The following is a 20,897-nucleotide window of genomic DNA, read 5'->3' as shown; positions in this document are numbered from 1 at the left end:
TTCTCAGCGGGCGCGCAGCCTCAGAACCCGGCGCGTCGCCGCCCGTGCGCGTGCCAGGCGCGTGGAGAGGCCCGGGGAGACTGCCTTGGGCCGGCCGCCGCCTATGCGGTCCGTCTGAGGATCGGACCACAGCTGGGCGATCTCCTCGGCGATCGCCTGCTGGGCCCTGCGGGCCGCCCTCGGGTGGCTGATGCCGCGGCCCAGTACCACGCGCAGGGCCCTGGCGGCCGCCTCGGCCGCCAGCGGTCCCCGCGCGTCCAGGGGGCTGAAGGTCGCCAGGGCGTCCCCGATGACCACAAGACCGCGGGGCCCGCGGACGCGGTCGTACCGGTGCCAGCGCAGGGCGGACGTGGGTGAGACGACCACGTCGCCCACAGGTTCGGCCCCGGCGATGAGCCGGCCCACGGCGGGGTCCGGCAGCGCCAGTGCGGCATCGGCGAAGGCGACCGCGTCGGCGATTCGTTCACGATCCGGGGCGGTCTGGGTGACGGCCCACATTCCGCCCTCGACCGGGACGAGCACCGCGCTGCGGGCGCCGTCCGCGACAGCGGTGAGGGGAACGTCCGACTGCCCCCGCGGTGTCCGGTAGAGACGGCTGGCGGAGTACCCGGCCGTGCCGCGCGTGGTGACCGGCGCGGTGGCGGCGTCGAGGTTCCTCAGCCAGGTCGAAGTACAGGCATGGGCGCCGCTCGCGTCGACGACGAGCTGGGCGGTGACCTCTCGCTCCGACCCGTCATCGAACCGTACGAGTGCACCGAGCACCGCGGACTGGTCGCCTATGAGACCGACGGCCTCGGCACCGTGCAGGATGGTGGTGTCCCGCTCGTGCCCGGGGTTGGAGATGACGACCTCGCGCAGTACCTCGGTCAGGAGCTCGCGGCTGCAGGTCAGCAGCTCGCGCGTGCCCCAGGCCCGCGGGCGCGTCCGGGACAGGTGGTCGCCGGCGGGGAGGGTGGAGGTCCGAGCGCCGCGAAGCCGCAGCAGTGCGCCCGAACCGTAGGCCAGGTCGTTCACGTCCCACATGCCGCCCACGTGGAGGACCTCACCGTGCAGAGTGGCTTCGGAGTCCGATTCCCGTGAGTGGCCGGCGGGCCGCCCGCCCGCCAGCACGAGGACGTCGTAGCCGGCCAGGGAGACCACGGATGCGGCCAGCAGGCCCGCGTACCCCCCGCCGATGATCAAGGCTTCGACGTGCTTCGGGTGTGTGGTGGTCATGGTCATCTCTCTGTGAGGGGCCTCTGTGCGGCGGGGGCGGGAGGTGGGCTCTCGGCCGGCTCGTCCTGGTCATGCACCGAGCTCGGCCGGTGCCATGGCCTGCCGTGTCACTTCCACCCGCGGAGAGCGCAGCATGGCGGCGGACAGGGCGACGAGGTCTGCGGAGTCCTCGGTGGAGCTGAGGGTCCATCGATTTCCGGGTGTGACGACGGGCCGGGCGCAACCCTTCTGGATGACCGCGCGGGCCAGGACGGAGGCATCGGCTTCGCTGCGGGCCAGGCGGCTGGGGGAGCACTCGGCCAGGGCGAGCGCGTAGACCTGCGCGCCCGTTGCCTGATCGAACCAGGGCGCCAGCCGCAGTACCGCGTCGAAGATGTCCCTCTCCCGCTGCATGAGCCGACGCTCCACGGGTCGCCACCACGGCATCGGCGGGGGACTCGTGGAAGGTATCTCGGGGCGGATCTCCAGCCAGAGAGGCTGCAGGCGGCGAAAGCGGTGAAGGGCCCTCCACCGGGAACCGGCTCCTTGTCCGATGGGCGGGAGCAGGAAGCCGGCGGAGACGAGGAAGGCACTGACACCGGCCACGGAGAAGGCGACGTCGGTGCTCAGCGTGTCCCAGTCGTGGCCGAGCCAGCGGGCAACGATCGCCGTGTACTTCAGGAGGTCGTAGCCGAGCATGCATATCGCGCCGGTGGAGATCAGCAGCAGCCCGGCCTTCAGAGCGCCTGGGACCTGCCTCGACCAACGCAGGCAGAAGACCGTCATGGTGACGGCCGCGACGGTGTGCGCCACCAGGTAGAGAAGGATCATCTCTCGGATCCAGGGCGTACCGGCGTAGTAGGTGTCCAGGTCACGGAGCCGCTCGACCGGTGCGTCGCCCAGCGCGAACAGGACGCAGATGGCCACCATCACCGTGGCGTAGGCAGCCAGGCACAGCCGGGTCTGCCGCAGGGTGGCACGCGCGTCATCGTTCCCCCGCCAGTGGATCAGCAGCACGATGCTGATCCCGTCGAACGCGGTCATGATCGAGTAGACGATGGGGGCTGCGATGTTCGGTATGCCGATGATCGCGTTGATGGACGCGAGATTCGGGGGAGCGGCGGTGACGAACAGCAGCGCGCCGACGAAAAGGGTTGCGGTGACGGCCCTGAGAAGGGGGTCCCGCCGGTTCCTTCGCAGCGCCCAGAGTTTGACGGTGGTTGTGATGAGAAGGCCGGCGGCCGCGCAAAGGAACGCCGTTCCCGGGTTCACCGAAGGCTCTCACGTACCGCGTGAGGGGGAGTACGCATGATCAGATGCCCTCTGAGCGGGCGGCGTCGACGGGGATTCCGGCGCGGTTGATCTTGGAGAACTGGATGCTCAGCCGGGCGAGGCCGTTCGTTCCCGACACGCGGGTGGGCAGTTCGTCGCTCATTTCGGCAGCGACGGACAGCTGTCCCGGAAGCCTCTTCTCGGAGGCCTCCGCCGCGACCAAGGCAGCGTGGATCGTGGTCGCTTCGGCGAAGATGAGGGCGGCTTCCGCCTCGCACCCTTGCGAGGCGGCGTAGCGCTTGGCTGTCTCGCGGTGACTGCTGTCCAGGTGGGGCGCCAGATTGAGCAGACGATCGGAGATCTCGGTGGACCTGGCCATCGCCCGGAACTCCGGTGACGAGGTGGGGCGAATCCGCATCGGTTTCCCGGGACCCGCGAACGGTTCGAGCGCGCGCCACAGGGGCTCCATCGCCCGGTAGGCCCTCCAGGACACCCACATCGACCCCAGCCGCGGTCCGACGACCGGCACCAGGAAGCCGATCGTGGTCAGGCCGGCGCCCAGTCCGGCGAGGGGAGGGGCGACGTCGGTGCTGAGCGAGTCCCAGCTGTCCGTACCGGCCCATCGGGCACCGACGGCCAGGAATTTGAGCAGGGCGAACGTCAAGCCGATGCCGAACGCGGCCACGAGGATGAGCAGGCCCCAGTGGGTCCAGGCCGCCTGGAGGTCTCGAAGCTCACGCGCCCACCGCCAGCACTTCGTCGCCACCACCAGACTCGTGGCGATGTGCGCGGTCAGATAGAGCACGATCATCTCCCGCACGAACGGGGTGTTCGCGTAGAAGGTGTCGAAGTCGCGCTGCTGCTCGATGGGCACGCTGCTGAGGCTGAAAAGAACACCGAACGTCACGATCAGCGCGGCCGTCGCCGCGATCCAGATCCTGGTGTGCCGCCGGAGGATCTCTTCGGGACCCCCGCGCCAGTGGATGAGGAGCACGATCGAGCCGCACGACAGGCACGACAGGATGCAGTACACGATGAGCGCCGAGACGTTCGGGACGCCGGTGAGCCGGTTGACCCGCTCGATCGTCGGCGGAGCGCCGAACACGAAACCCGCCGCGGAGGCCGCGAGGATCACGAAAATCGACTTGGACATGGGTGAGTGCCAACCACGCCAGAACGAAGGAGACTTCACCAGCAAAGCGATCGCCAGGACACCGGCGGGAATGTAGTAGTCCGATCCGGTCATGCTCAGTAGCCTCTACCCATGCTGGACTGTATCCGGCCCACCAAACCCGTTGTCGGCAGGGCGCCGCTGCCTTTCAGGCAGTCCCGCAGCCGCGCTCCCATCTGCAGTCCGAACTCCTCGGCCTCGCTCTCCTCCTGGGTGTCGACGTGGCTCCTCGCGGCCAGTGCGACGAGGTCGTCGCCCACCAGTTCACCGCCGAGTGACCTGGCGGCTGCCGCGGCGACGTCGCTGTGCTCCCGGTGAGACAGGCACTCTCCCATCAGGGCATGCCACATCTCGTGCGCGAAGATCACGAATTGGTGGAGCGTGGTCGTCTGGCTCTCCACGACGATGACGATCCGGTCGTCGAACTTCGCCGTGAGACCACTGGCCGTGTCCTCGGGAAACTCGCGGAAGTACAGGAAGACCGGCTGGAACGGGAGACCCGCGCGGTCCTCGTTCAAGCGCCGCTCCACGTCGGCCCTCAACACGGCGAACAGGCTTTGCGGATCCGAGGGAATCGGCCTGTCGAGACCCGCGAGAACCTCGTCGCAGAACTTCGCGATCTTCCGGACGCCGGCTCGCCGCTCGAGGTGGGCTCTTGGTGCGGCGAGCATGCGCCGGTGGGACGGCACCCTGCCGAGAGTCGCGAGTACCCCCTTGCGGAAGCCGGCCGTCTGCCCCTCGTTCATCCGAATGCCCCCACTGTGCGTTCCCCTCTGACGGGCGGGAAGCCGTGGCCCGCCCTGCTCGTTCCTGTGACCCAAGGTCAGGTCGGTCGTGCGGTCGGACCCGCCCTCAGAGTCCGGAGTCTTCTTGTGTGATGGCGTCCATGAAAGCCATCAAGGCCGTCTCCAGATTCGGGGACAGCTCCTTGTCGCCGAGCCGGAGCTGGACCTGCATGGCATGACGGTTCCTCACGGCCTCGGAAGGGTTCCTGAGGAACGCCGTGAGTTCCGGGATGACCTTGGTGTCCAGAGCCCGTCTGACGGCCTCCGACGGCGTCTGGGTGAAGAACTCCATGGGGACGTCGAAGAACTTGGCGAGGCCGGCGCCGTGCCAGATGTTGGGCGTGCTGTGGTTCAGCAACTTGCCGTGCCACTGCGGGGTCATCCCACTGCCGGCAGCGATCTCGGTGGTCGTGTACTGACGTCGGCCACCCGTGTGTTTGTCCACGGTCAGCCGGGTTTCCCTGAGGAACACGATGCGGCGGGCGAGCTCGGCCGCGGCGCTTCTCGGCGGTTCGACGAACTCGCCGTCGAGCAGTCGCCGGATGGCGGCCTCTGGAATGGAGGTGTGGAAGGTGAGGTCCGGCACGTTGAAAACGGACGCTCTGTCGAGTCCCGACTCCGACCGGAGCTCCTCGACTTCTTTCACGGTCCTGGCGAGCCGCTCACACCTGTAGCTCATAGACCCTCCCGGTCGGCTGGAAGGGGAGCATGTGGTCCAGACGAGCCCGCGACCCCCGCCGCCACTAGATCATGGAACGGTCGGATCCACAAGGAAATGATCGTTTCATCGAAAGGGCCCCGGCACGCCGGAATGGAGGCGCGACGCAGATCCGCCGGACGCCGGGCGTCCGCTCCGGTGGAGTCGGCTCGTGGCCTGGGGCGGGGCCGCGTAGCCGGGTTGAAGTTCGCCTTTGTACATGTCGCCGACGCGGCCCATGGGTTCGGCGTCAGCGGGGCGCTCCTGCTCGGTGGCCCCTTCGCGGAAGCTCCGTACGGGGGGTGTTCCAGCCTGAGATCCGCAGGCGGGGTGGCGCGCCGTGGAGGTCGGCGGTTCGGTAGGTGGCGGTGATGACGGTGTGCTCGCCGGGCCAGAGGCTGATCTGGTTGTCGCTCCAGCGGACGGGGAGTACGGGGCTGTCGTGGCCGTCGACGAGGTGTACGTCGGTCATGAGGGCGGGGGTGTTGTGGGTGCTGGTGTTGCGGAGGGTGACCGTGGTGGTGGCGGTGGCTCCGTGGCGTGTGGTGTGCGCTGTGGCGGTGACGGTGGCCTGGGGGAGGGAAGCGAGGCCGGTGAGGTCGGCGTAGGCGGTGGTGGGGGTGTGGTACCAGTCGCCGGCCTCGTAGTCGAGTGCGTCGGGGCGGGCTGACAGCCAGTACACGTTGCGGCTGATTTCCTGGCCGGCGCCGTCGGTGAGGACGAGCCGGGCGAGGTGGGTGGCCTCGGGGCCGCCGGCGCCTGCCGGGATGGTCAGGGCGGTGTTCCTCGCACCGTCCGCGCCCACCCGCAGGCCCCGCACGGTGCGGTCGTAGCGGGTGCCGCCATGGGTGTCGAACAGGGTGACCCGTGCGGTGAGTCCGGACGCGGCGGCGGGCCGGCGGTTGATGACGGTCACGGTCCGGTCGTCGTAGGAGTACTGGATGTGGAGGGGCTCGTTGGCCTTCTTCGCGCCGTAGTAGGCACCGCCCAGGTCGAGGTAGCGGTCGACGAGCTGCCAGTGCAGTGACGTCCAGCCGCTGTTGAACATCCAGTAGACGACCCCGGTCGAGGGAGCCGTGGCGTCGGTGGCGTTGCGGGCGTACGCCTCGAACTGGGCCCGGACGTTCTCGTACTGGGCCAGCTGCGCCTTGGCGACGTAGTCCGCCAGGCTGCGCGGGTTCCCGTACCTGTGGGCGAGGGCGTCGTCGTACAGCTTCAGCGTGCTGAAGTGGGGGGAGGGGGAGCGGTGGTACTGGGGAGCCGACGGGTTCTTCCAGAGGGTTTCGAGTTCGGCCGGCGAGAGGGTGCGGCGCAGGGTGTCGAGGGTGGGAATGGAAGGTCCGGCGCTGGTCTCGGAGTTGAAGCCGGTCGCGCCGCCCTCGCGTTTGTCGTACCAGTACGCGGGCGGGACCCAGTCGTAGGGGCCGGTCATCCGCATGCCCGACGGGCCGCTCAGCGGCGTGGTGGCGGCGGAGGCGGCCGGGATCACCGGGGTGGGCCAGTCCGCGGCGCGCAGGGCCTCGAGGTAGTCCCGCTCGGTGGCCGCGTCTGGCGGGTAGTCGCTGCCGATCAGGAAGGACAGGACGCTGGGGTGGTTCCTGAGCCGTGCGGCCTCGGCGGCCATGGAGGCCCGGGCGGTGGCCCGGTCGGCGGCGCCCCACTTCTCGCCGGTTCCGGTGGGGTTGACCTGGCCTTCCCATTTGTTGCAGCACTCCCAGCCGGGCAGCGTGAGGATCCCGTACCGGTCGGTGAGGCCGAAGAACTCGTCAGGCTCGATGTGGCCTTCGAGGCGGACCGTGTTCAGGCCCGCGTCGACGACCTGCCTCAGCCGGTCCTCGACCTCGGCCGTGTCCCAGCGCAGGAGTTCGTCGGCCGACCAGCCGGCGCCCCGGATCAGCAGGGGGCGCCCGTTGACGACGTACTGGCGGGCTCCGGCGCTGTTGAGGGGGGCCTTCACATCGCGGATGCCGAAGGTGTGGCGGACCGCGTCGGAGGGGCTGCCCGCCACCGTTGCCGTCAGGGTGATCCCGTACAGGTTCTGGGGGCCCATGCCGGCGGGCCACCAGACCCGGGGCCGGTGCAGGCGCAGTTGGGGATGGGCTGCGGGGGTGAAGGTGAGCGTTCTGACTTCGTGAGGCCGCAGGGTGACGTCCTGGCGCAGCACGGTCCGGTCGTCGCCGCTGTTGGTGCCGTCGCCGATGGCCGCGGTGACGCCGACCGTGGTGGGCTCCTCGGAGTCGTTGCGGACCCGGGCCTTCACGGTCAGTTCGGCCGAGTCGAGTGAGGGGACGGCCAGTCGGGTCAGGACGTGGGTGTCGTGCAGGGATGCCGGGCCGCGGCGGCGGACGAGGACGTCGCGGACGATGCCCGTGTTGGCGTCGGGCGGCGGCTGCAGCCAGTCCAGCCAGCCGATGGTGAGGTGCTTGCGGGGGTCGTTGGGCCGGATCAGGAAGGCGACCGTGTTCGTCCCGGCGCGCACCAGGGAGGTGATGTCGAGTTCGTGGCGGGTGTAGGCGCCGGCGACGGCGTCCGCCGAGGCGATCCGGCGGCCGTTGACGTACACGTCCGCGGCGGAGATCACTCCGCTGAAGTCCAGGGAGGAGCGCGCCCGGGTGTCGGTGAGCGTGAAGTCGCCGCGGAACCACCACGCGGCCGCGAACTCCCCGCGGGCGATGCGCTGCTGGTTGGTGGAGAAGAACGGGTCCGGGTGGGTGCCGTCGGCGACCAGGGCGGCCAGCACGGTGGAACGCGGTCCGGCCCGGTGCCAGCCGGGGGTCGGATAGCCGGGGGTGGACACCGCGGCCGCGGTGTCGTGGACCTGGGCCGCCGACTGGATCGCGTATCCGGTCAGCGCGGTCGAGCTGCCCCGGACCGCGGGCACCGCGGTGGGCGCGGGGGCCGGGCCGGGCGCGGGCCGCGGCATCGCGGCGGTGGGCGCGGCGGCCGGGGCGAGCAGCAGGCCGAGTAGGAGCAGGACGGTCACATGACGCCGGACGCGGACGTGACGGGGGTACTGGGGCACGGTGGTCTCCGAGAGGGCTGGCCGGACGTCCGTGTGACCGATGGTCAGATACCGGACCGTAGCCCGGCGGGTGCCCTGCGCCGGCCGGACCCGCCGGAGGCTGTGGGCCGGCTGCGCACCTGCGTGAGGAGGGGGCCGGACGGCCCTGCCGCGTCATCTCTTCGACGGAGCACCGGTGTCCCGCGCCGACGCCGCGATGATCATGCGCTGCACTGAGGGTCACCCCTACGGAAGCGGGATCCACCTCATGCGCTTCGCCCACCGTGCCGGCGTCATCCTCGTGGCCCTTGCCGTCTCGGCTCTTTCCCAGCCCGCCGACGCCGCCCAGGGCAGATTCACCTTCCGGTACACGGCCGACGGCCACACCAGAAAGGGAGCCCTGGACAACCCGGTCGACGGGAAGTGCATCGACGTGACCGGCAGCGTGGGCGGCTCCGGGCGCGCCGACACGGGGAAGAACAGGACCCGTACGGTCGCCACGGTCTACCTGAGCATCGATTGCGAGGACGACGGCGTCCTCCTGCTCCCCGGAGAGACCCACCCGATCCCGTTCAAGACCGTGCGCTTCGGCTGACACCTCATCGCGGCCCGGTAGCGCTGTCGCGGCCCGGGCCTCGTGTCAGACCGAGGGCCGTGACCCGCTCGCGGGTCGGCGCGGGCCCGCCGGTCCATCGCCGCTGCTGTTCTGGAGAGTGCGCAGGTCGACGATGCGATAGCCGCGTGAGCGTACGACGTCGATGATCTGCGGCAGTGCCTCTGCGTCGAGGACGGAGCCCTGCCCGTCGAGCGAACCGACGTGCATCTGGACGATCTCACCGGGTACGAGTGCGTCCAGCGCCCGCTTGACGGCCTTCTGGGTGCTCATGCCGCCCGCGGTGCCCTGGTAGCCGTTGGTGTCGGTCGTCCACTCGATGTCGGCGTACCCCAGCGCGTTGACCTCGGCGATCTGCTCCGGCGTCGTGTCCCCGTAGGGGAAGCGGAAGAACGGCAGGGGCAGGGGCCCGGCGCGCCGGATGGCGGTCTGCGCGAGGGAGACCTCCTCGGCCCGCTCCTCGCGGGTCAGCTCACCGAAGGGTGCGTGGGTGTGGGAGTGGTTGCCGATGCCGTGCCCGGCCGCCGCGATCGCCCGTACGGCCTCGGGGTGACGTTCCGCGAAGTGCCCGGTCAGGAAGAAGGTGGCCGGAGCCTTCTGCTGCCGCAGCACCTTCAGGACGGTGTCCAGCCCCTCCACGTCCCAGGCCGCGTTGAACGTCAGCGCCATCACCTTCGCCTGCCCGGGAATCACCCGGACCTCGGAGCCGTACAGATGCTCCACAGGCCCCGGCACTGGCCCCGGCCGCGGCCCGGCAGGGAGGACAGCCGTACCCCCGGGCGCGGCTTCGGCGGGGACGCCGGGGCCCGTGAGCAGGGCGGTGCCCGCGATCACCGTGGTGAGCAGGACGCGGATGCGAAGAGAGGCGGACATGGGCCGAGAACCTACTGCGGCTGTCGCCCGTCCCGCGGCGGGACGCGCGGAAGACCGCGCAGACGGCCGTGGCAGATGTCTGCATGCTGCACGCAAACAGCTCAACAGCCCCACGGCCCTGTCGGGTGGGCATGTGCCGACCCATGACTCTGGTTCGCTGCCTCTCCTCACGGCGCGAGCGGGGCGGACACGCTGACGGACCAGCACGATCCCCCCGCGAGGCGCGGGGACGGCGGCGAGGGCAGCACGTCCGCGCACGGCCCGCCAGGCCGGAGGTCTGGACCGGTGAACCGTCTCCGGCCGGGGGTGAAGAACAGCGGCACCCCCCTTGGGATGATCACGGAGCGGGGATCCTCCACCGTCAAGGCCGGACACCTCCGGTCCCGGACCGCCAAGGAGAAGCAGTGCTCCGTTCCCCGCGCCTGAAGAAGTCCGCCGTCGTCCTGTGCACCACCCTCACCCTGATGACGGGCGCCTCCGTCACCGCCACCGCGGACGAGATCAAGAACCACTGCGGCGGTGAATTCCCCGACTACTTCACCAAGTCGGGCGGGCTCCAGCTGGACGCGGCCTTCAAGGGCACGGCGGGCAAAGAGGCCCTGCCCCTGGTTCTCACGCCCAAAAGCACCGAGGGCCGCCTGCGCGCCGAGTACACCAACGGGACCAACTACCGCGCCGCGATCTCCATGGCCATGGTCAAGGTGGACGCCCTCGGCAACGGTCAGCTGAACTTCGAGACCTTCTCCGGCAACGCCTGGACCACGAGCCTGGTCTGCGCTCCGGGCCAGTCCCGGGTCACCAAGATGGTCGGCATGATGGAGATCGCCAGCACCACGGAGACCGGCTCCGTCGACACGGTCGAATTCACCGTGAGCCGCACCTGACCGTCCCCGGGCAGAACTCGGCACGGCAGTGGACGAATTCCGCCAACTGCCGTGCCCGGTCACGACCGGGCGGGGGTTCGGTGCCCGAGTTGTCGGCGCGCTCGTCGCGGTCCGCGGTTCCGCATGACCGACCTGCGGTGACAGCGCCGACCTTGTCAGCTGCCCGCCGGCAGCAGCTTCCCATGTGCCCCAGTGGACCAGCGAGACCTGGAACTCTCCCCGGGGCGTCAGCGCAGGAGGACAGTGAGGAGTTCGCGCTGGTCGTTGGCGAGGAGGGCGAGCTGGGTGCGGTTGGCGAAGCCGAACTTGTGGAGGGCGCGCGAGAGGCGGGCCTTCACCGTGCCTTCGGCCAGCCCCAGGCGTTCGCCGATCTCCCGGTTGCCCAGTCCGTCGGCGAGTGGCGGTTTTCAGGGGGTAGCCGTCGGCGCTCCCGCTCGGCCTGTCCGCTCCCTTTCGCGCGAGTTCCGGGCCGCCGCCACGGTCCTGCGGCCCCCCGAACCGGGGCCCGGGACCCGTCCGCCCCGGGGACGTGATCCGGGAGCCGTACGCCTTCGCCATTCTGACCTGCGGAGACTGCCGCGGTACCTGCGTGCGCACGGCCGCCGCCGCTGAACGGGGAGCCGGTCGCCGCGGTCCGCCGCCCCGCACAACCGCAGGCTCCGGCTCCGGCTCCGGATCAGTTCGCCGCGTTCTTCACGAGCGTGGCGATCCGCGCCTCGTCCGCGGCCGTCAGCTTCGACAGGGCGTAGGAAGTCGCCCACATGGAGCCCTCGTCGAGGTGTGCCTGGTCGCTGAAGCCGAGCGTCGCGTAGCGCGCCTTGAACTTCTCCGCGCTCTGGAAGAAGCAGACCACCTTGCCGTCCCGGGCGTACGCGGGCATCCCGTACCAGAGCTTCGGCGCGAGGTCGGGGGCGGCGGCTTTGACGACCGTGTGGATCCGCTCCGCCATGACCCGGTCGGAATCCTGCATCTCGGCGATCTTGGCGACCACGTCGGCTTCCTCCTCCGCCGCCTTGTCGGCGCGCGAGCCGCGGCGGGTGGACGCCTTCAGCTCCTTGGCGCGTTCCTTCATCGCGGCTCGTTCGTCGTCCGTGAACCGCTCGGGCTTGGCGGCGGTCTCGGCCGGAGACGAAGTCGGGGCCGAAGTCGGGGCCGAAGTCGTCGTCGAGGTGGTGTTCCCGGCGGGCTTGCTGGTGTTCGTCATGGCGGTGTTCTCCCTGGGAGTCGAGGTGGTGAGCCGAATTTTCATACGAGGAAGCGGGGGGCCACGCCCGTCATCCCCAGGCCCCGGCGATCTGGCGGGTCGTGGCGTTGAGCCGGTTGAACAGGTTGGTGACACCGATCATCAGGACGAGAGCGGCCAGTTGCTTCTCGTCGAAATAGGTGGCGGCCGTGTCCCAGACCTCGTCGCTCACCGCGTCGGGGCGGTCGGCCAGCCGTGTCGCGGCCTCGGCCAGCAGGAGGGCCGCCCGCTCCTCTTCGGTGAAGTACGGGGCCTCCCGCCAGACGGCGACGGTGGCGAGCCGTTCGTCGCTCACCCCGGACTTGCGGGCCGTCTTGGCGCCGCTGTCCACACAGGCGCTGCACCCGTTGATCTGGCTCACCCGCAGGTGCACCAGCTCCAGCGTCTGCCCGTCGACCCCGCCGGACTGCGCGGCCCGCATGATCTCCTGGATGGGCTGCATCGCGCCGGACAGTACGACGGCGGGGTTCTGCATACGGGATCGCATCTCGGTGTGCTCCTCTGGGTTCCGGTTCGGGGCTTTCGGTGCGCCCCTCGGGGTGTGACTCCATATCAGCCCGAGCGCCCCGCCGTAGCGATGGCGGTGGGACACCCTGGGACAGGCGGAACAACCTTGACCAGCGGATATCGGCCCCCGGATAATTCGGGCGCGGCGGGACAGGGATACGGGGGGAACCGTGGAGATGGAACGGCGGACGGCGCAGGCCGACCCGCAGGACGAGCTGGCCGCACGGCTGCGACTGCTCCAGGAACTGAGCGGGCTGGGTGTACGGGCCCTCGCGAGGGATGCCGGACTCAGCTCCTCCTCGCTCTCGCGCTACCTCAGCGGCCAGACCGTGCCGCCCTGGACCGTGGTGGTCACCCTGTGCCGACTGGTCAAACGCGACCCCCGCCCGCTGCGCCCCCTGTGGGAACGCCGGTCCTCCAACTCCCTGCCGGCGCCCCCGAAGGCCAGCCGCCAGGTCCAGCCGAGGCCTCGTAACGATCTGCCGCGCGACGCACCGGACTTCACCGGGCGCGAGGCCCAACTCGCCGCCGTGCTGGCCGCGGTGGAAAGCCACCGGGGTGTCGTCATCGACGGCATGGCGGGCGTGGGCAAGACCTGCCTGGCGGTGCACGCCGCGCACCGGCTGGCCGCCGACCACCCCGACGCCCAGCTCTATGTGGACCTGCACGGATTCACCGAGGGCCGCGACCCCCTCGATCCCGACTCCGCACTGCGGATGCTGCTCGGGGCGCTCGACGTCCCCTCCGAGAGGGTCCCGCAGGAGGGCCTCGAGGAGCTGGCGGCCTGCTGGCGCGCCGAACTGGCGGGCAGGCGGGCCATCGTGGTCGTCGACAACGCGGCCGACGCGGAGCAGGTCCGCCCGCTGCTGCCCGGCGCCGGCGAATCCGTCCTCCTGATCACGAGCCGCAACCGGCTGCTGGGCCTCGACGAATTGCCCCCGGTGTCGCTGGACGTGCTGAGCCCGCGGGAGAGCGCGGAGCTGCTGGCCCGGGCCAGCGGTGACGCGGGCGGCCCCGAAGGCCGGCTGGCCCGTGAACCGGAGTCCGCCGCCGAGGTGGTGCGGCTCTGCGGCCACCTGCCGCTGGCCCTGCGGCTGGCCGCGGCCCGGCTGCGGCACCGGCCGGGCTGGACGGTGGGCATCCTCGTGGAGCGGCTGGCGGAGGGCGCCGGCGAGTTCGACACCGCCTTCGCCATGTCCGTACGGCAACTGGACCGGAACCAGGCGCGGTTGTTCCGGCTGCTGGGTACGCTTCCCGGCGGCTCTTTCGACGCGTTCATGGCGGCGGCCCTGGCGGACGTGCCGCTGCACGGCGCCCGGGAGATGCTGGAGGACCTGGTCGACGCGCACCTGGTCCAGCAGCCGACGGCCGGCCGCTACCGGCTGCACGACCTGGTGCACCAGCACGCGCGCGGCGCCTGCGCGCGGCAGGACTCCCAGGCCGAGCGGGAGCGCGCGCTGGGCCGCTTCCTCGACTACTGCGTGCACGCGGCGGCCGCGGCCGACGCCGCGATGCCGGTCCTCTCGCCGGGACGGCTGCCCGCCGCCGGCCGGCCTCCGGCCCAACTGCCGCGGTTCGGGGACAAGAACGCGGCCCTCGCCTGGCTCGCCTCGGAGTACGAGACGATGATCGCCGCCTTCGAGACGGCGGTCGCCGTCGGGGCGGACACGCACGTGTGCGAGCTGCCGCGCTTCCTGCGGGCGTACTTCGCGCGGCGCTGCGGAACGACGCACCTCAACCACCTCTTCGAGCGCTCGCTGGCCGCCGCCGAACGCCTGGGGGATCCGCTGCGGCTGGCCGAGGCCTACAGCGACCTGGGCTTCGCCCGCTACAACGCGGGCCGGATGGCCGAGGCCGCAGCCGCGTACGAGGCGGCCGGACTGCGCGTCTCACGGACGGGGGACACCCGCACGGAGGCCGAACTGGCCCTGCGCCGCGGCTATCTGAGCTGGGACCGGGGGAGCGCCGAGGAGCCGCTGGCACTCTTCCGGCTGGCCGGGAAGCTGTACCGGGAGGGCGGACTCCCGGCGGGCGCGGCCCACGCGGCCGCCGCGGAGGCCTGGGCGCTGCTGCAGCTGGGAGACCCCGAAGAGGCGGCGCGCCGGGCCCGGGAGGTACTGGACGTGCCCCATCCGGACCCCGCGTGGCCGCCCACCCTGACGGCCCACCTCACCCTCGGCGTGGCCATCGCCGAGGAGGCGCCCGAGGAGGCCTCGGAACACCTGCACCGGGCCCTGGCCCTGGCCCGTGCGGACGGCCATGTGAACAACGAGGCGTGGTCGCTCAACTGCCTGGGCGTCGGTCTGCGCCGGATGGGCCGCTACGAAGATGCCCTGGCCAGCCACCGGGAGGCGCTCGCGCTGCTGGACGAGCAGTTCGAGGAGCACTGGAAGGTCCGCTTCCTGGACGGCTACGCCGAGACCTGCCGGCTCGCGGGCCTGCCCGAGGAGGCGCTGCGACTGCACCGGCAGGCGCTGGAGCTGGCCCCCGCGCTCGGATACCGGCACGAGGAGGCGCGGGCCCACGAGGGGATCGCGGCCCTGCTCGACGACACGGACCCGGCCGCGGCCGCCCAGCACCGTGCCGCGGGGCTGTCGTTGCTGGGAGAGCTCGGCGCCGGGGCCCGCTGAGCGGGAGCACGCCGACGCGGGGTCCTGCTCGGCCGGGCCCCGCTCAGCGGATCGTCCGGATGCTGTTGCAGGACTCCGGCCGGGCCTGGCAGCCTGTTGCCGAGCCGGCCCGACCAGGGGCCGGCCGGACCCGGGGGGACCACCATGAACATCAGAGCCGCCGCCGTAGCAGCCACCGCAGCCCTCGCGCTGACCGCGCTGGGCGCGGGCCCGGCCTTCGCGGACAACCACATCAGCGTCGCGCCGCAGGGCCAGGACGGCACGTTCGGCGAGCAGGGCCCGCAGTACTTCCAGAACGAGCAGGGCGCGCAGTACCTCTACGGCCAGGATGGCGCGCCCGAGCACCTGTCCCCGCAGCGCGCGGTGGTCGGCGACCTCGCCACCAACTAGGCCGTCCCTTCGGGATCGTGCCGGGCCCGCGGCGCCCGGCACCGCGCCTGGCCGCGTTGCCGGGGCACCCGGGTACGTCCGGTACGAGGGCGCCCCGGCACGATCCGAAAGAGACGACCTGGCCGCCGTGGGGACTACGGGTTCTCCAGCCCCCAGCCGTTGGGGCAGGGGGCCGGGGCGGGCGCGGTTCCCGGCGCGGTGCCGTAGGCGTAGGCCACGAAGTCCTTGAGCTCCGGGCCCCAGTAGGGCCACGCGTGGTCGCCGGAGCCCCGGCAGTAGCGGTGGGTGACCGCGTGGTCCTTCAGGTCCTGGTGCAGGGCCGCGGTCATGGCGCCGATCTCCTGCTCGCCGGTACCGCCCGTGCCGCCGGCGTACAGGGCCGGCTTCCCGCCGTACGAGGCGTACTTGCCGTCGAGCGCCAGGTTGACCGGGTTCTGCCCGGGCCAGGTGGCCGGCGGCCCGAAGACCGTGGCCATCCGGTACGCGGTGTCGCCGGTCACCCGGAACTTCCCGTCGAACAGGCCCGTCCACAGGATCGACGCCCCCACCTGCCAGGTGGAGCCGGTGATGATGGCCTGCGCGCCCGGGTCGTAGATGTCCGTACCGGGCGAGAAGGCCCCGACGGCGGAGAACAGCTCCGGGTGGCGGCCCGCGTAGCGCAGGGCTCCGTAGCCGCCCATCGAGACGCCCGCGACCGCCCGGCCGGAGGCCGCTCGCACGGTGTTGAAGTTGGCGTCGGTCCACGGGACCAGCTGCTGGATGTGGAAGGTCTCCCACCGCGGGGCGAAGAACCCGTCGGTGTGGCCGGGCCAGTCGCTTTACCAGCCGGCCTTGCCGCCCTCCGGCATCACGACGATCCCCTTGAAGGCCGAGTCCTTCAGGTTCGCCGTGACATTGCCCTCGTCGGTCTTCGACCACCGCTCCACGTCGCCGTGCCGCCGTGCAGCAGGTACAGCACGGGGTAGGGGTGCTCCGGGTTCCGCTGGTAGTCCTCGGGCAGCAGGATCCGTACCCGCACCGGCACCTGGAGCGGATCGAGCGACGGGGTGCCGCCGTGCGCGGCGAAGACCGCGGAGGTGGTCACGGAGGCGTCGCCCATGCGCTCGCCCTGCCCCGAGGCCACCGACCAGGTCCGCAGGGTCAGCCCGGCGGCATTGGGCGGTGGCAGCGGTCGCCAGCAGGGCCGCGGCGCGGCGCGGGGGCAGGAAGGGACGGGAGAGGCGGAAGAGGCGGGGGAGACGGGCAGGGCGGGCGGGTCCGGAGGGGCGGCGCACGGGGGGCTCCCGGATGGTGGGGGGAGAGGGCGGGGCGGGGCCCGGCCGGTGTAGCACGGGCGGCCGGAGCCCACCAGAAGGCGGGCCGGGTTCCGGTCCGTAGCTCCCCGTAGCTCCCCGTAGCTCCCCGTAGCCCCCGTGACCGCTCCCCGCCCGTTCGAGGCTCGGCGGTGCGTTCACCCGCGGTCCACCCGGGGTCCGGCCGTCCGCCGGGTCCGGCAGTGGGGTTTGTCAGCCGGGCGTGCTTTGCTGGAGGCATGATCGATGAATTCCTCGCCCGGGACCTGTCCGACGTCGACGAAGCCGTCCGCAAGGCGGCGGCGGTCGAGATCATGCCGAGATTCCGCCAGCTCGCCGACCACGAGGTGGACCAGAAGAGCGGCCCGCACGACCTGGTGACCGACGCCGACCGCAAGGCCGAGGAGTACCTCACGGCCGCCCTGACCCGGCTGCTGCCCGGCTCGGCCGTGGTGGGCGAGGAAGCGGTGCACGCCGACCCCGAGGTGTACCGGGCGCTGCGCGCCGACGCCCCGGTGTGGATCGTGGACCCCGTCGACGGGACCCGGCAGTTCGTGCACGGGGACCCGGAGTTCTGCACCCTGGTCGCGCTCGCGCACCGCGGGGAGATCCTCGCCTCCTGGACCTTCGCCCCGGCGCTGGAGGAGATGGCCACCGCCGTGCGCGGCCGGGGTGCGTACGTCAACGGCGAGCGGATCCTGAGCGGCTCGCCGGAGCCCGGCGCCGAGCTGCGGGTCGCCACCGCCCACCCGCTGTACACCACCGAGGAGGAGCGGCGCGTCCTGGCCCGGCTCGATGTACCCGGAGTGTCCTCCCGCGCCTGCGGTTCGGCCGGTCTGGAGTACCTGAAGGTGGCCCGGGGCGAGATGGACGGCCTGGCCTTCAACTGGCCCTCGGCCTGGGACCACGCGGCCGGACTGCTGCTCATCGCAGAGGCGGGCGGCTCGCAGAGCACCGTCGACCGGGTCCCCTTCCGGGTGGACCGGGACAACGCCCTGCCGTTCGCGGTCGGCCGGGACGAGGCCACGGCCATACGGATCCGGGAGCTGCTGCGGGGCGAGTGACCCCGCTGGCCACCCGGCTGATCACCCTGCTGAGCCCAGGGCGAACGGAGTTGGCGCGGATCGCGCAGCCCCCTATGGACAGGCGCAATACCCTGGGGGCCGTGGCGCCGCCGGACGAAGGAGTCGCAAGTGCCGTCGATCCTCGATGCGGTCGTGGTGGGGGCCGGGCCCAACGGGCTGACGGCCGCCGTGGAACTGGCCCGCCGAGGCTTCTCGGTGGCCGTCTTCGAAGCCGCGGACACCGTCGGCGGCGGGGCCCGGACCGAGGAGCTCACCCTTCCCGGCTTCCGGCACGACCCCTGCTCGGCGGTGCACCCGCTCGGCGCCGGCTCCCCGGTCTTCTCCACCATGCCGCTGAAGCGGTACGGGCTGGAGTGGCTGCACGCCCCGCTGCCCATGGCGCACCCCTTCGACGACGGCACGGCGGCCGTGCTCTCCCGCTCCGTCGCGGAGACGGCCGCGTCCTTCGGGCCCCGCGACGCCGGCACCTACCGCAGGCTGGTGGAGCCGTTCCTCGGCAGATGGGACACCCTGGCCAGGGACTTCATGTCACTGCCGAACACCGCACTGCCCCGTGACCCGATCACCCTCGCACGCTTCGGACTGGCCGGACTGCCGCCCTCCACCCGGCTCCTGAGCCGCTTCCGCGAGGACCGCGCCCGCGCCCTGTTCGCCGGGCTCGTCGCGCACGTCATCGCCCCGCTCGGCGGGATCGGGACCAGCGCCGTCGGCCTGGTCTTCGCCCTCGCCGCGCACGCGAACGGCTGGCCCATGCCGCGCGGCGGCTCGCAGTCCATCTCCGACGCCCTCGCCGGGTACCTGCGCGACCTCGGCGGGACCGTCCACACCGGCTTCGAGGTCAAACGCCTCGACGACCTGCCGCCGGCCCGCGCGTACGTCTTCGACACCTCCCCGACCGCGCTGGCCCGCATCGCGGGCCTGGGCCGGGTCTACGACGGCTACCGCTACGGCGCCTCCGTGTTCAAACTGGACTACGCCCTGGACGGCCCAGTCCCCTGGACCGCCGAGGAGCCGCGCCGGGCCGGCACCGTACAGATCGGTCCGCACACCCGCGACATCGACGCGGCCCTGCAGCTGGCCTCCAGTGGCCGGGTCCCGCGCACCCCCTTCCTCATCACCGCGCAGCCCAGCCTGGTCGACCCCGGCCGGGCGCCCGAGGGAAAGCACACCTTCTGGGCCTACGGGCACGTCCCGGCGGGCTGGGACGGCGACCTCACCGACGCCGTCGAACGCCAACTGGAGCGCTTCGCACCCGGGTTCCGCGACCTGGTGCTCGCCCGCGCCACGGCAGGCCCGCCGCAGCTCGCCGCCCGCAACCCGAACTACGTCGGCGGCGACATCGCCTGCGGAGCCGCCTCCGGGCTCCAGCTCCTGCTGCGCCCCAAGCTCACCCTGGCCCCGTACAACACGGCCCACCCGGCCGTGTTCCTGTGCTCCTCGGCCACCCCGCCCGGCCCCGGCGTGCACGGCATGTCGGGCCACAACGCGGCCAAGGCCGTCTGGCGCCACCTGCGCGAGAAGGGCGCCTGAGGCAGCGCCCCGCCCGGGGCTATCCGGAAGCGGCCTTGTGGGCCGATCGCGGGAAACAGCGCCGTCCGCAGGAAGCCGGTCTCGGCCTCGCCGAGCAGCCCCGCCAAGCGGGCGCGCACCTCGGGCGACGGGGCGTCCTCCCGTACGTGTACGTCGGCCAGGTCACCCAGCATCGCCGCGAGAGCGGCCAGTACCCCGTCCAGCCCGGGCAGCAGGTGTTCGTCCTGCTGCGCCCAGTGCAGGGCGGGCGGGCGGCGTTCGCGGAAGGTCGGGTTGGAGAGGCCGCGCGTGATCCCCCGGACCTGGTGGCCGACGTGGTCGAGGCACTGGGTGGATTCGGCGAGCCGGTCGAGGCGGGGCCGCGCGAGCCGGCCGCGCGGGCGCCAGCGGATCGCGTCCTCGGCCTCGCGTACGGCCTGGCGCACCGTGTCGAGCTCCTTGGACAGGACACGGGCGCCGCCGGACCCAGTCCCCGGTGCGCGCGGTCCAGTCGTCCGCGGCCAGGCTCCGGGCGATCTCGGCCGGCAGCCCGGCCATCTGGCCTCGCACTGCCCACCCCCGGATTCACCCACCGCGCCGGTGAGGAACTGGCCCGCCTGAACCGGCAACGCCGAGCAGGAAGCCGAACAGAATGCCGGCCGCCCGCCGCAGGCTCTTGCGCGCGGTGGCGAAGGGCGTGGTCCGCGTCGCGAGGATGGCGCCGACGGGGGCGAGCGAGGCCGCATCGGAGTGCGGCAGCGCGGCTGCGATCCACCAGGCGAGGCCCGCTTCCGTCGCCGAAGCCGGCGGTCATCCGGGATCGCAGACCCACGGCCGAGGCCGTCCTGCCGGGTACCTTCACTTTTGGGGCCTTATGTCATGATCTGCACGGTAGGGCTCAGTCGGCGGCGGTCTCCGGCACGACGCCCGGCCCCGGTCCCCGTCCCGGCCCCGGTCCCCGTCCCGGTCCTGTGGCCGCGTACGCCGCCGCTCCGCCGGCCAGCGGCGACCACCCGCTTCCCGTCCGCCGGAGGCGGCGGAGAAACCCGGGCGCGGGCGGACCGGGCTTCCCGATACCGTGCGACACCCGCGAAGGAAGGAACCCCGATGCCGCGCATCACCCTCGTCCAGGGCGACATCACCGCCGAGGAGACCGACGCCGTGGTCAACGCCGCGAACTCCTCGCTGCTCGGCGGCGGCGGGGTCGACGGAGCCATCCACCGGCGCGGCGGCCCGGAGATCCTGGCCGCCTGCGAGGATCTGCGCCGCTCCCGCTACGGCAAGGGCCTCGCGACGGGCCGGGCCGTCGCCACCACGGCCGGCCGGCTCCCGGCCGGACACGTGATCCACACGGTCGGCCCGGTCTGGTCGCGGGACGAGGACCGGTCGCAGCTGCTGGCCTCCTGCTACCGGGAGTCGCTGCGGGTCGCCGACGAGCTGGGAGCCCGTAGCGTCGCCTTCCCGGCGATCTCCACCGGGATCTACGGATGGCCCATGGACGACGGGGCCCGGATCGCGGTGGAGACCGTACGGTCGGCCCGGACCGAGGTGCGGGAGGTGCGGTTCGTGCTCTTCGACGAGCGGGCCTACGAAGCCTTCGCGGCCGCGGTGGAGGACCTGGCGGCCTAGTGATCTGGTTTTGAGATCCTGTCGCAGTAGCGGCAGATCCGGTCGAGGATCTGGTCAGCGGTCTTGGTCCACTTGAAGGGCCTGGCCTCGTCGTTCCAGACCTTGATCCAGTCCTCGAGCGC

18 protein-coding genes and 1 pseudogene are annotated in these 20,897 nt (G+C 72.0%); 7 read left to right on the top strand and 12 right to left on the bottom strand.

Annotated elements, in window-relative coordinates; all coding sequences use genetic code 11:
- Positions 1-3: 3 nt before the first annotated feature.
- The 6 genes from OTB20_RS39025 to OTB20_RS39000 all read right to left on the bottom strand — a co-directional run bounded on the left by OTB20_RS39025 (position 4) and on the right by OTB20_RS39000 (position 8,042).
- Entirely contained in the window at positions 4-1,215 is a 1,212-nt protein-coding gene (locus OTB20_RS39025) for an FAD-dependent oxidoreductase (protein WP_267824662.1), read from the bottom strand.
- Positions 1,216-1,284: 69 nt separating this feature from the next.
- Complete coding sequence (locus OTB20_RS39020) at positions 1,285-2,466, bottom strand: MAB_1171c family putative transporter (RefSeq protein ID WP_267824661.1); 1,182 nt, start codon at positions 2,464-2,466, stop codon at positions 1,285-1,287.
- A 40-nt stretch (positions 2,467-2,506) separates the two neighbouring features.
- On the bottom strand, positions 2,507-3,712 hold the full coding sequence (locus OTB20_RS39015) for an MAB_1171c family putative transporter (RefSeq protein ID WP_324290471.1): 1,206 nt from the start codon (positions 3,710-3,712) through the stop codon (positions 2,507-2,509).
- Positions 3,713-3,714: 2 nt separating this feature from the next.
- Positions 3,715-4,383 (bottom strand): toxin-antitoxin system, toxin component, encoded by a 669-nt coding sequence (locus OTB20_RS39010; protein WP_267824659.1) that lies wholly within the window; start codon positions 4,381-4,383, stop codon positions 3,715-3,717.
- A 106-nt stretch (positions 4,384-4,489) separates the two neighbouring features.
- Positions 4,490-5,101 (bottom strand): hypothetical protein, encoded by a 612-nt coding sequence (locus OTB20_RS39005; RefSeq protein WP_267824658.1) that lies wholly within the window; start codon positions 5,099-5,101, stop codon positions 4,490-4,492.
- A 268-nt stretch (positions 5,102-5,369) separates the two neighbouring features.
- Positions 5,370-8,042 (bottom strand): glycoside hydrolase family 2 protein, encoded by a 2,673-nt coding sequence (locus OTB20_RS39000; RefSeq protein ID WP_267824670.1) that lies wholly within the window; start codon positions 8,040-8,042, stop codon positions 5,370-5,372.
- Between the two features lie 274 nt (positions 8,043-8,316).
- On the opposite strand from OTB20_RS39000, the gene OTB20_RS38995 reads away from it, so the two are divergent.
- Entirely contained in the window at positions 8,317-8,715 is a 399-nt protein-coding gene (locus OTB20_RS38995) for a hypothetical protein (RefSeq protein WP_267824657.1), read from the top strand.
- 45 nt (positions 8,716-8,760) lie between these two features.
- On the opposite strand, the gene OTB20_RS38990 is transcribed toward OTB20_RS38995, so the two are convergent.
- Positions 8,761-9,606, bottom strand: coding sequence for a polysaccharide deacetylase family protein (locus OTB20_RS38990; protein ID WP_267824656.1), 846 nt, complete (start codon positions 9,604-9,606; stop codon positions 8,761-8,763).
- A gap of 404 nt (positions 9,607-10,010) precedes the next feature.
- Between OTB20_RS38990 and OTB20_RS38985 the strand changes: the two genes are divergently transcribed.
- Complete coding sequence (locus tag OTB20_RS38985) at positions 10,011-10,490, top strand: hypothetical protein (RefSeq protein ID WP_267824655.1); 480 nt, start codon at positions 10,011-10,013, stop codon at positions 10,488-10,490.
- A gap of 227 nt (positions 10,491-10,717) precedes the next feature.
- Here OTB20_RS38985 and OTB20_RS38980 read toward each other — a convergent pair whose 3' ends face one another.
- The 3 genes from OTB20_RS38980 to OTB20_RS38970 form a co-directional block, all read right to left on the bottom strand.
- Positions 10,718-10,876 carry a LuxR C-terminal-related transcriptional regulator gene (locus tag OTB20_RS38980; RefSeq protein ID WP_267824669.1) on the bottom strand — a complete coding sequence of 53 codons (159 nt, stop codon included), beginning with the start codon at positions 10,874-10,876 and terminating at the stop codon, positions 10,718-10,720.
- Between the two features lie 290 nt (positions 10,877-11,166).
- A complete protein-coding gene (locus tag OTB20_RS38975; RefSeq protein WP_267824668.1) occupies positions 11,167-11,562 on the bottom strand; it encodes an iron chaperone in 396 nt (131 codons plus the stop codon).
- Positions 11,563-11,764: 202 nt separating this feature from the next.
- Positions 11,765-12,220 (bottom strand): carboxymuconolactone decarboxylase family protein, encoded by a 456-nt coding sequence (locus OTB20_RS38970; RefSeq protein WP_267824654.1) that lies wholly within the window; start codon positions 12,218-12,220, stop codon positions 11,765-11,767.
- Between the two features lie 196 nt (positions 12,221-12,416).
- Between OTB20_RS38970 and OTB20_RS38965 the strand changes: the two genes are divergently transcribed.
- Together OTB20_RS38965 and OTB20_RS38960 are read left to right on the top strand one after the other, a co-directional pair.
- Positions 12,417-14,870, top strand: a complete 2,454-nt coding sequence (locus tag OTB20_RS38965) for a tetratricopeptide repeat protein (RefSeq protein ID WP_267824667.1) — start codon at positions 12,417-12,419, stop codon at positions 14,868-14,870.
- A 144-nt stretch (positions 14,871-15,014) separates the two neighbouring features.
- Positions 15,015-15,260, top strand: a complete 246-nt coding sequence (locus tag OTB20_RS38960) for a hypothetical protein (RefSeq protein WP_267824653.1) — start codon at positions 15,015-15,017, stop codon at positions 15,258-15,260.
- Between the two features lie 134 nt (positions 15,261-15,394).
- Here OTB20_RS38960 and OTB20_RS38955 read toward each other — a convergent pair.
- A pseudogene (locus OTB20_RS38955) lies at positions 15,395-16,042 on the bottom strand (alpha/beta hydrolase); the annotation flags it as partial.
- 95 nt (positions 16,043-16,137) lie between these two features.
- A complete protein-coding gene (locus OTB20_RS38950; RefSeq protein ID WP_267824652.1) occupies positions 16,138-16,359 on the bottom strand; it encodes an alpha/beta hydrolase-fold protein in 222 nt (73 codons plus the stop codon).
- Positions 16,360-16,791: 432 nt separating this feature from the next.
- Here OTB20_RS38950 and OTB20_RS38945 point away from each other — a divergent pair, with 432 nt between their 5' ends.
- The 3 genes from OTB20_RS38945 (at position 16,792) to OTB20_RS38935 (ending at position 20,775) form a co-directional block, all read left to right on the top strand.
- Positions 16,792-17,616: an inositol monophosphatase family protein gene (locus OTB20_RS38945; protein ID WP_267756786.1), complete on the top strand. Its 825-nt coding sequence runs from the start codon at positions 16,792-16,794 to the stop codon at positions 17,614-17,616.
- 129 nt (positions 17,617-17,745) lie between these two features.
- Entirely contained in the window at positions 17,746-19,167 is a 1,422-nt protein-coding gene (locus OTB20_RS38940) for a phytoene desaturase family protein (protein ID WP_267824651.1), read from the top strand.
- Between the two features lie 1,086 nt (positions 19,168-20,253).
- Positions 20,254-20,775 (top strand): O-acetyl-ADP-ribose deacetylase, encoded by a 522-nt coding sequence (locus tag OTB20_RS38935; RefSeq protein ID WP_267824650.1) that lies wholly within the window; start codon positions 20,254-20,256, stop codon positions 20,773-20,775.
- The last annotated feature ends 122 nt before the right edge of the window (positions 20,776-20,897 follow it).

The sequence above is a fragment of the Streptomyces sp. H27-H1 genome, from assembly GCF_026627445.1.
GTDB lineage: Bacteria > Actinomycetota > Actinomycetes > Streptomycetales > Streptomycetaceae > Streptomyces.
This window is presented reverse-complemented; position numbering and strand designations above follow the sequence as displayed.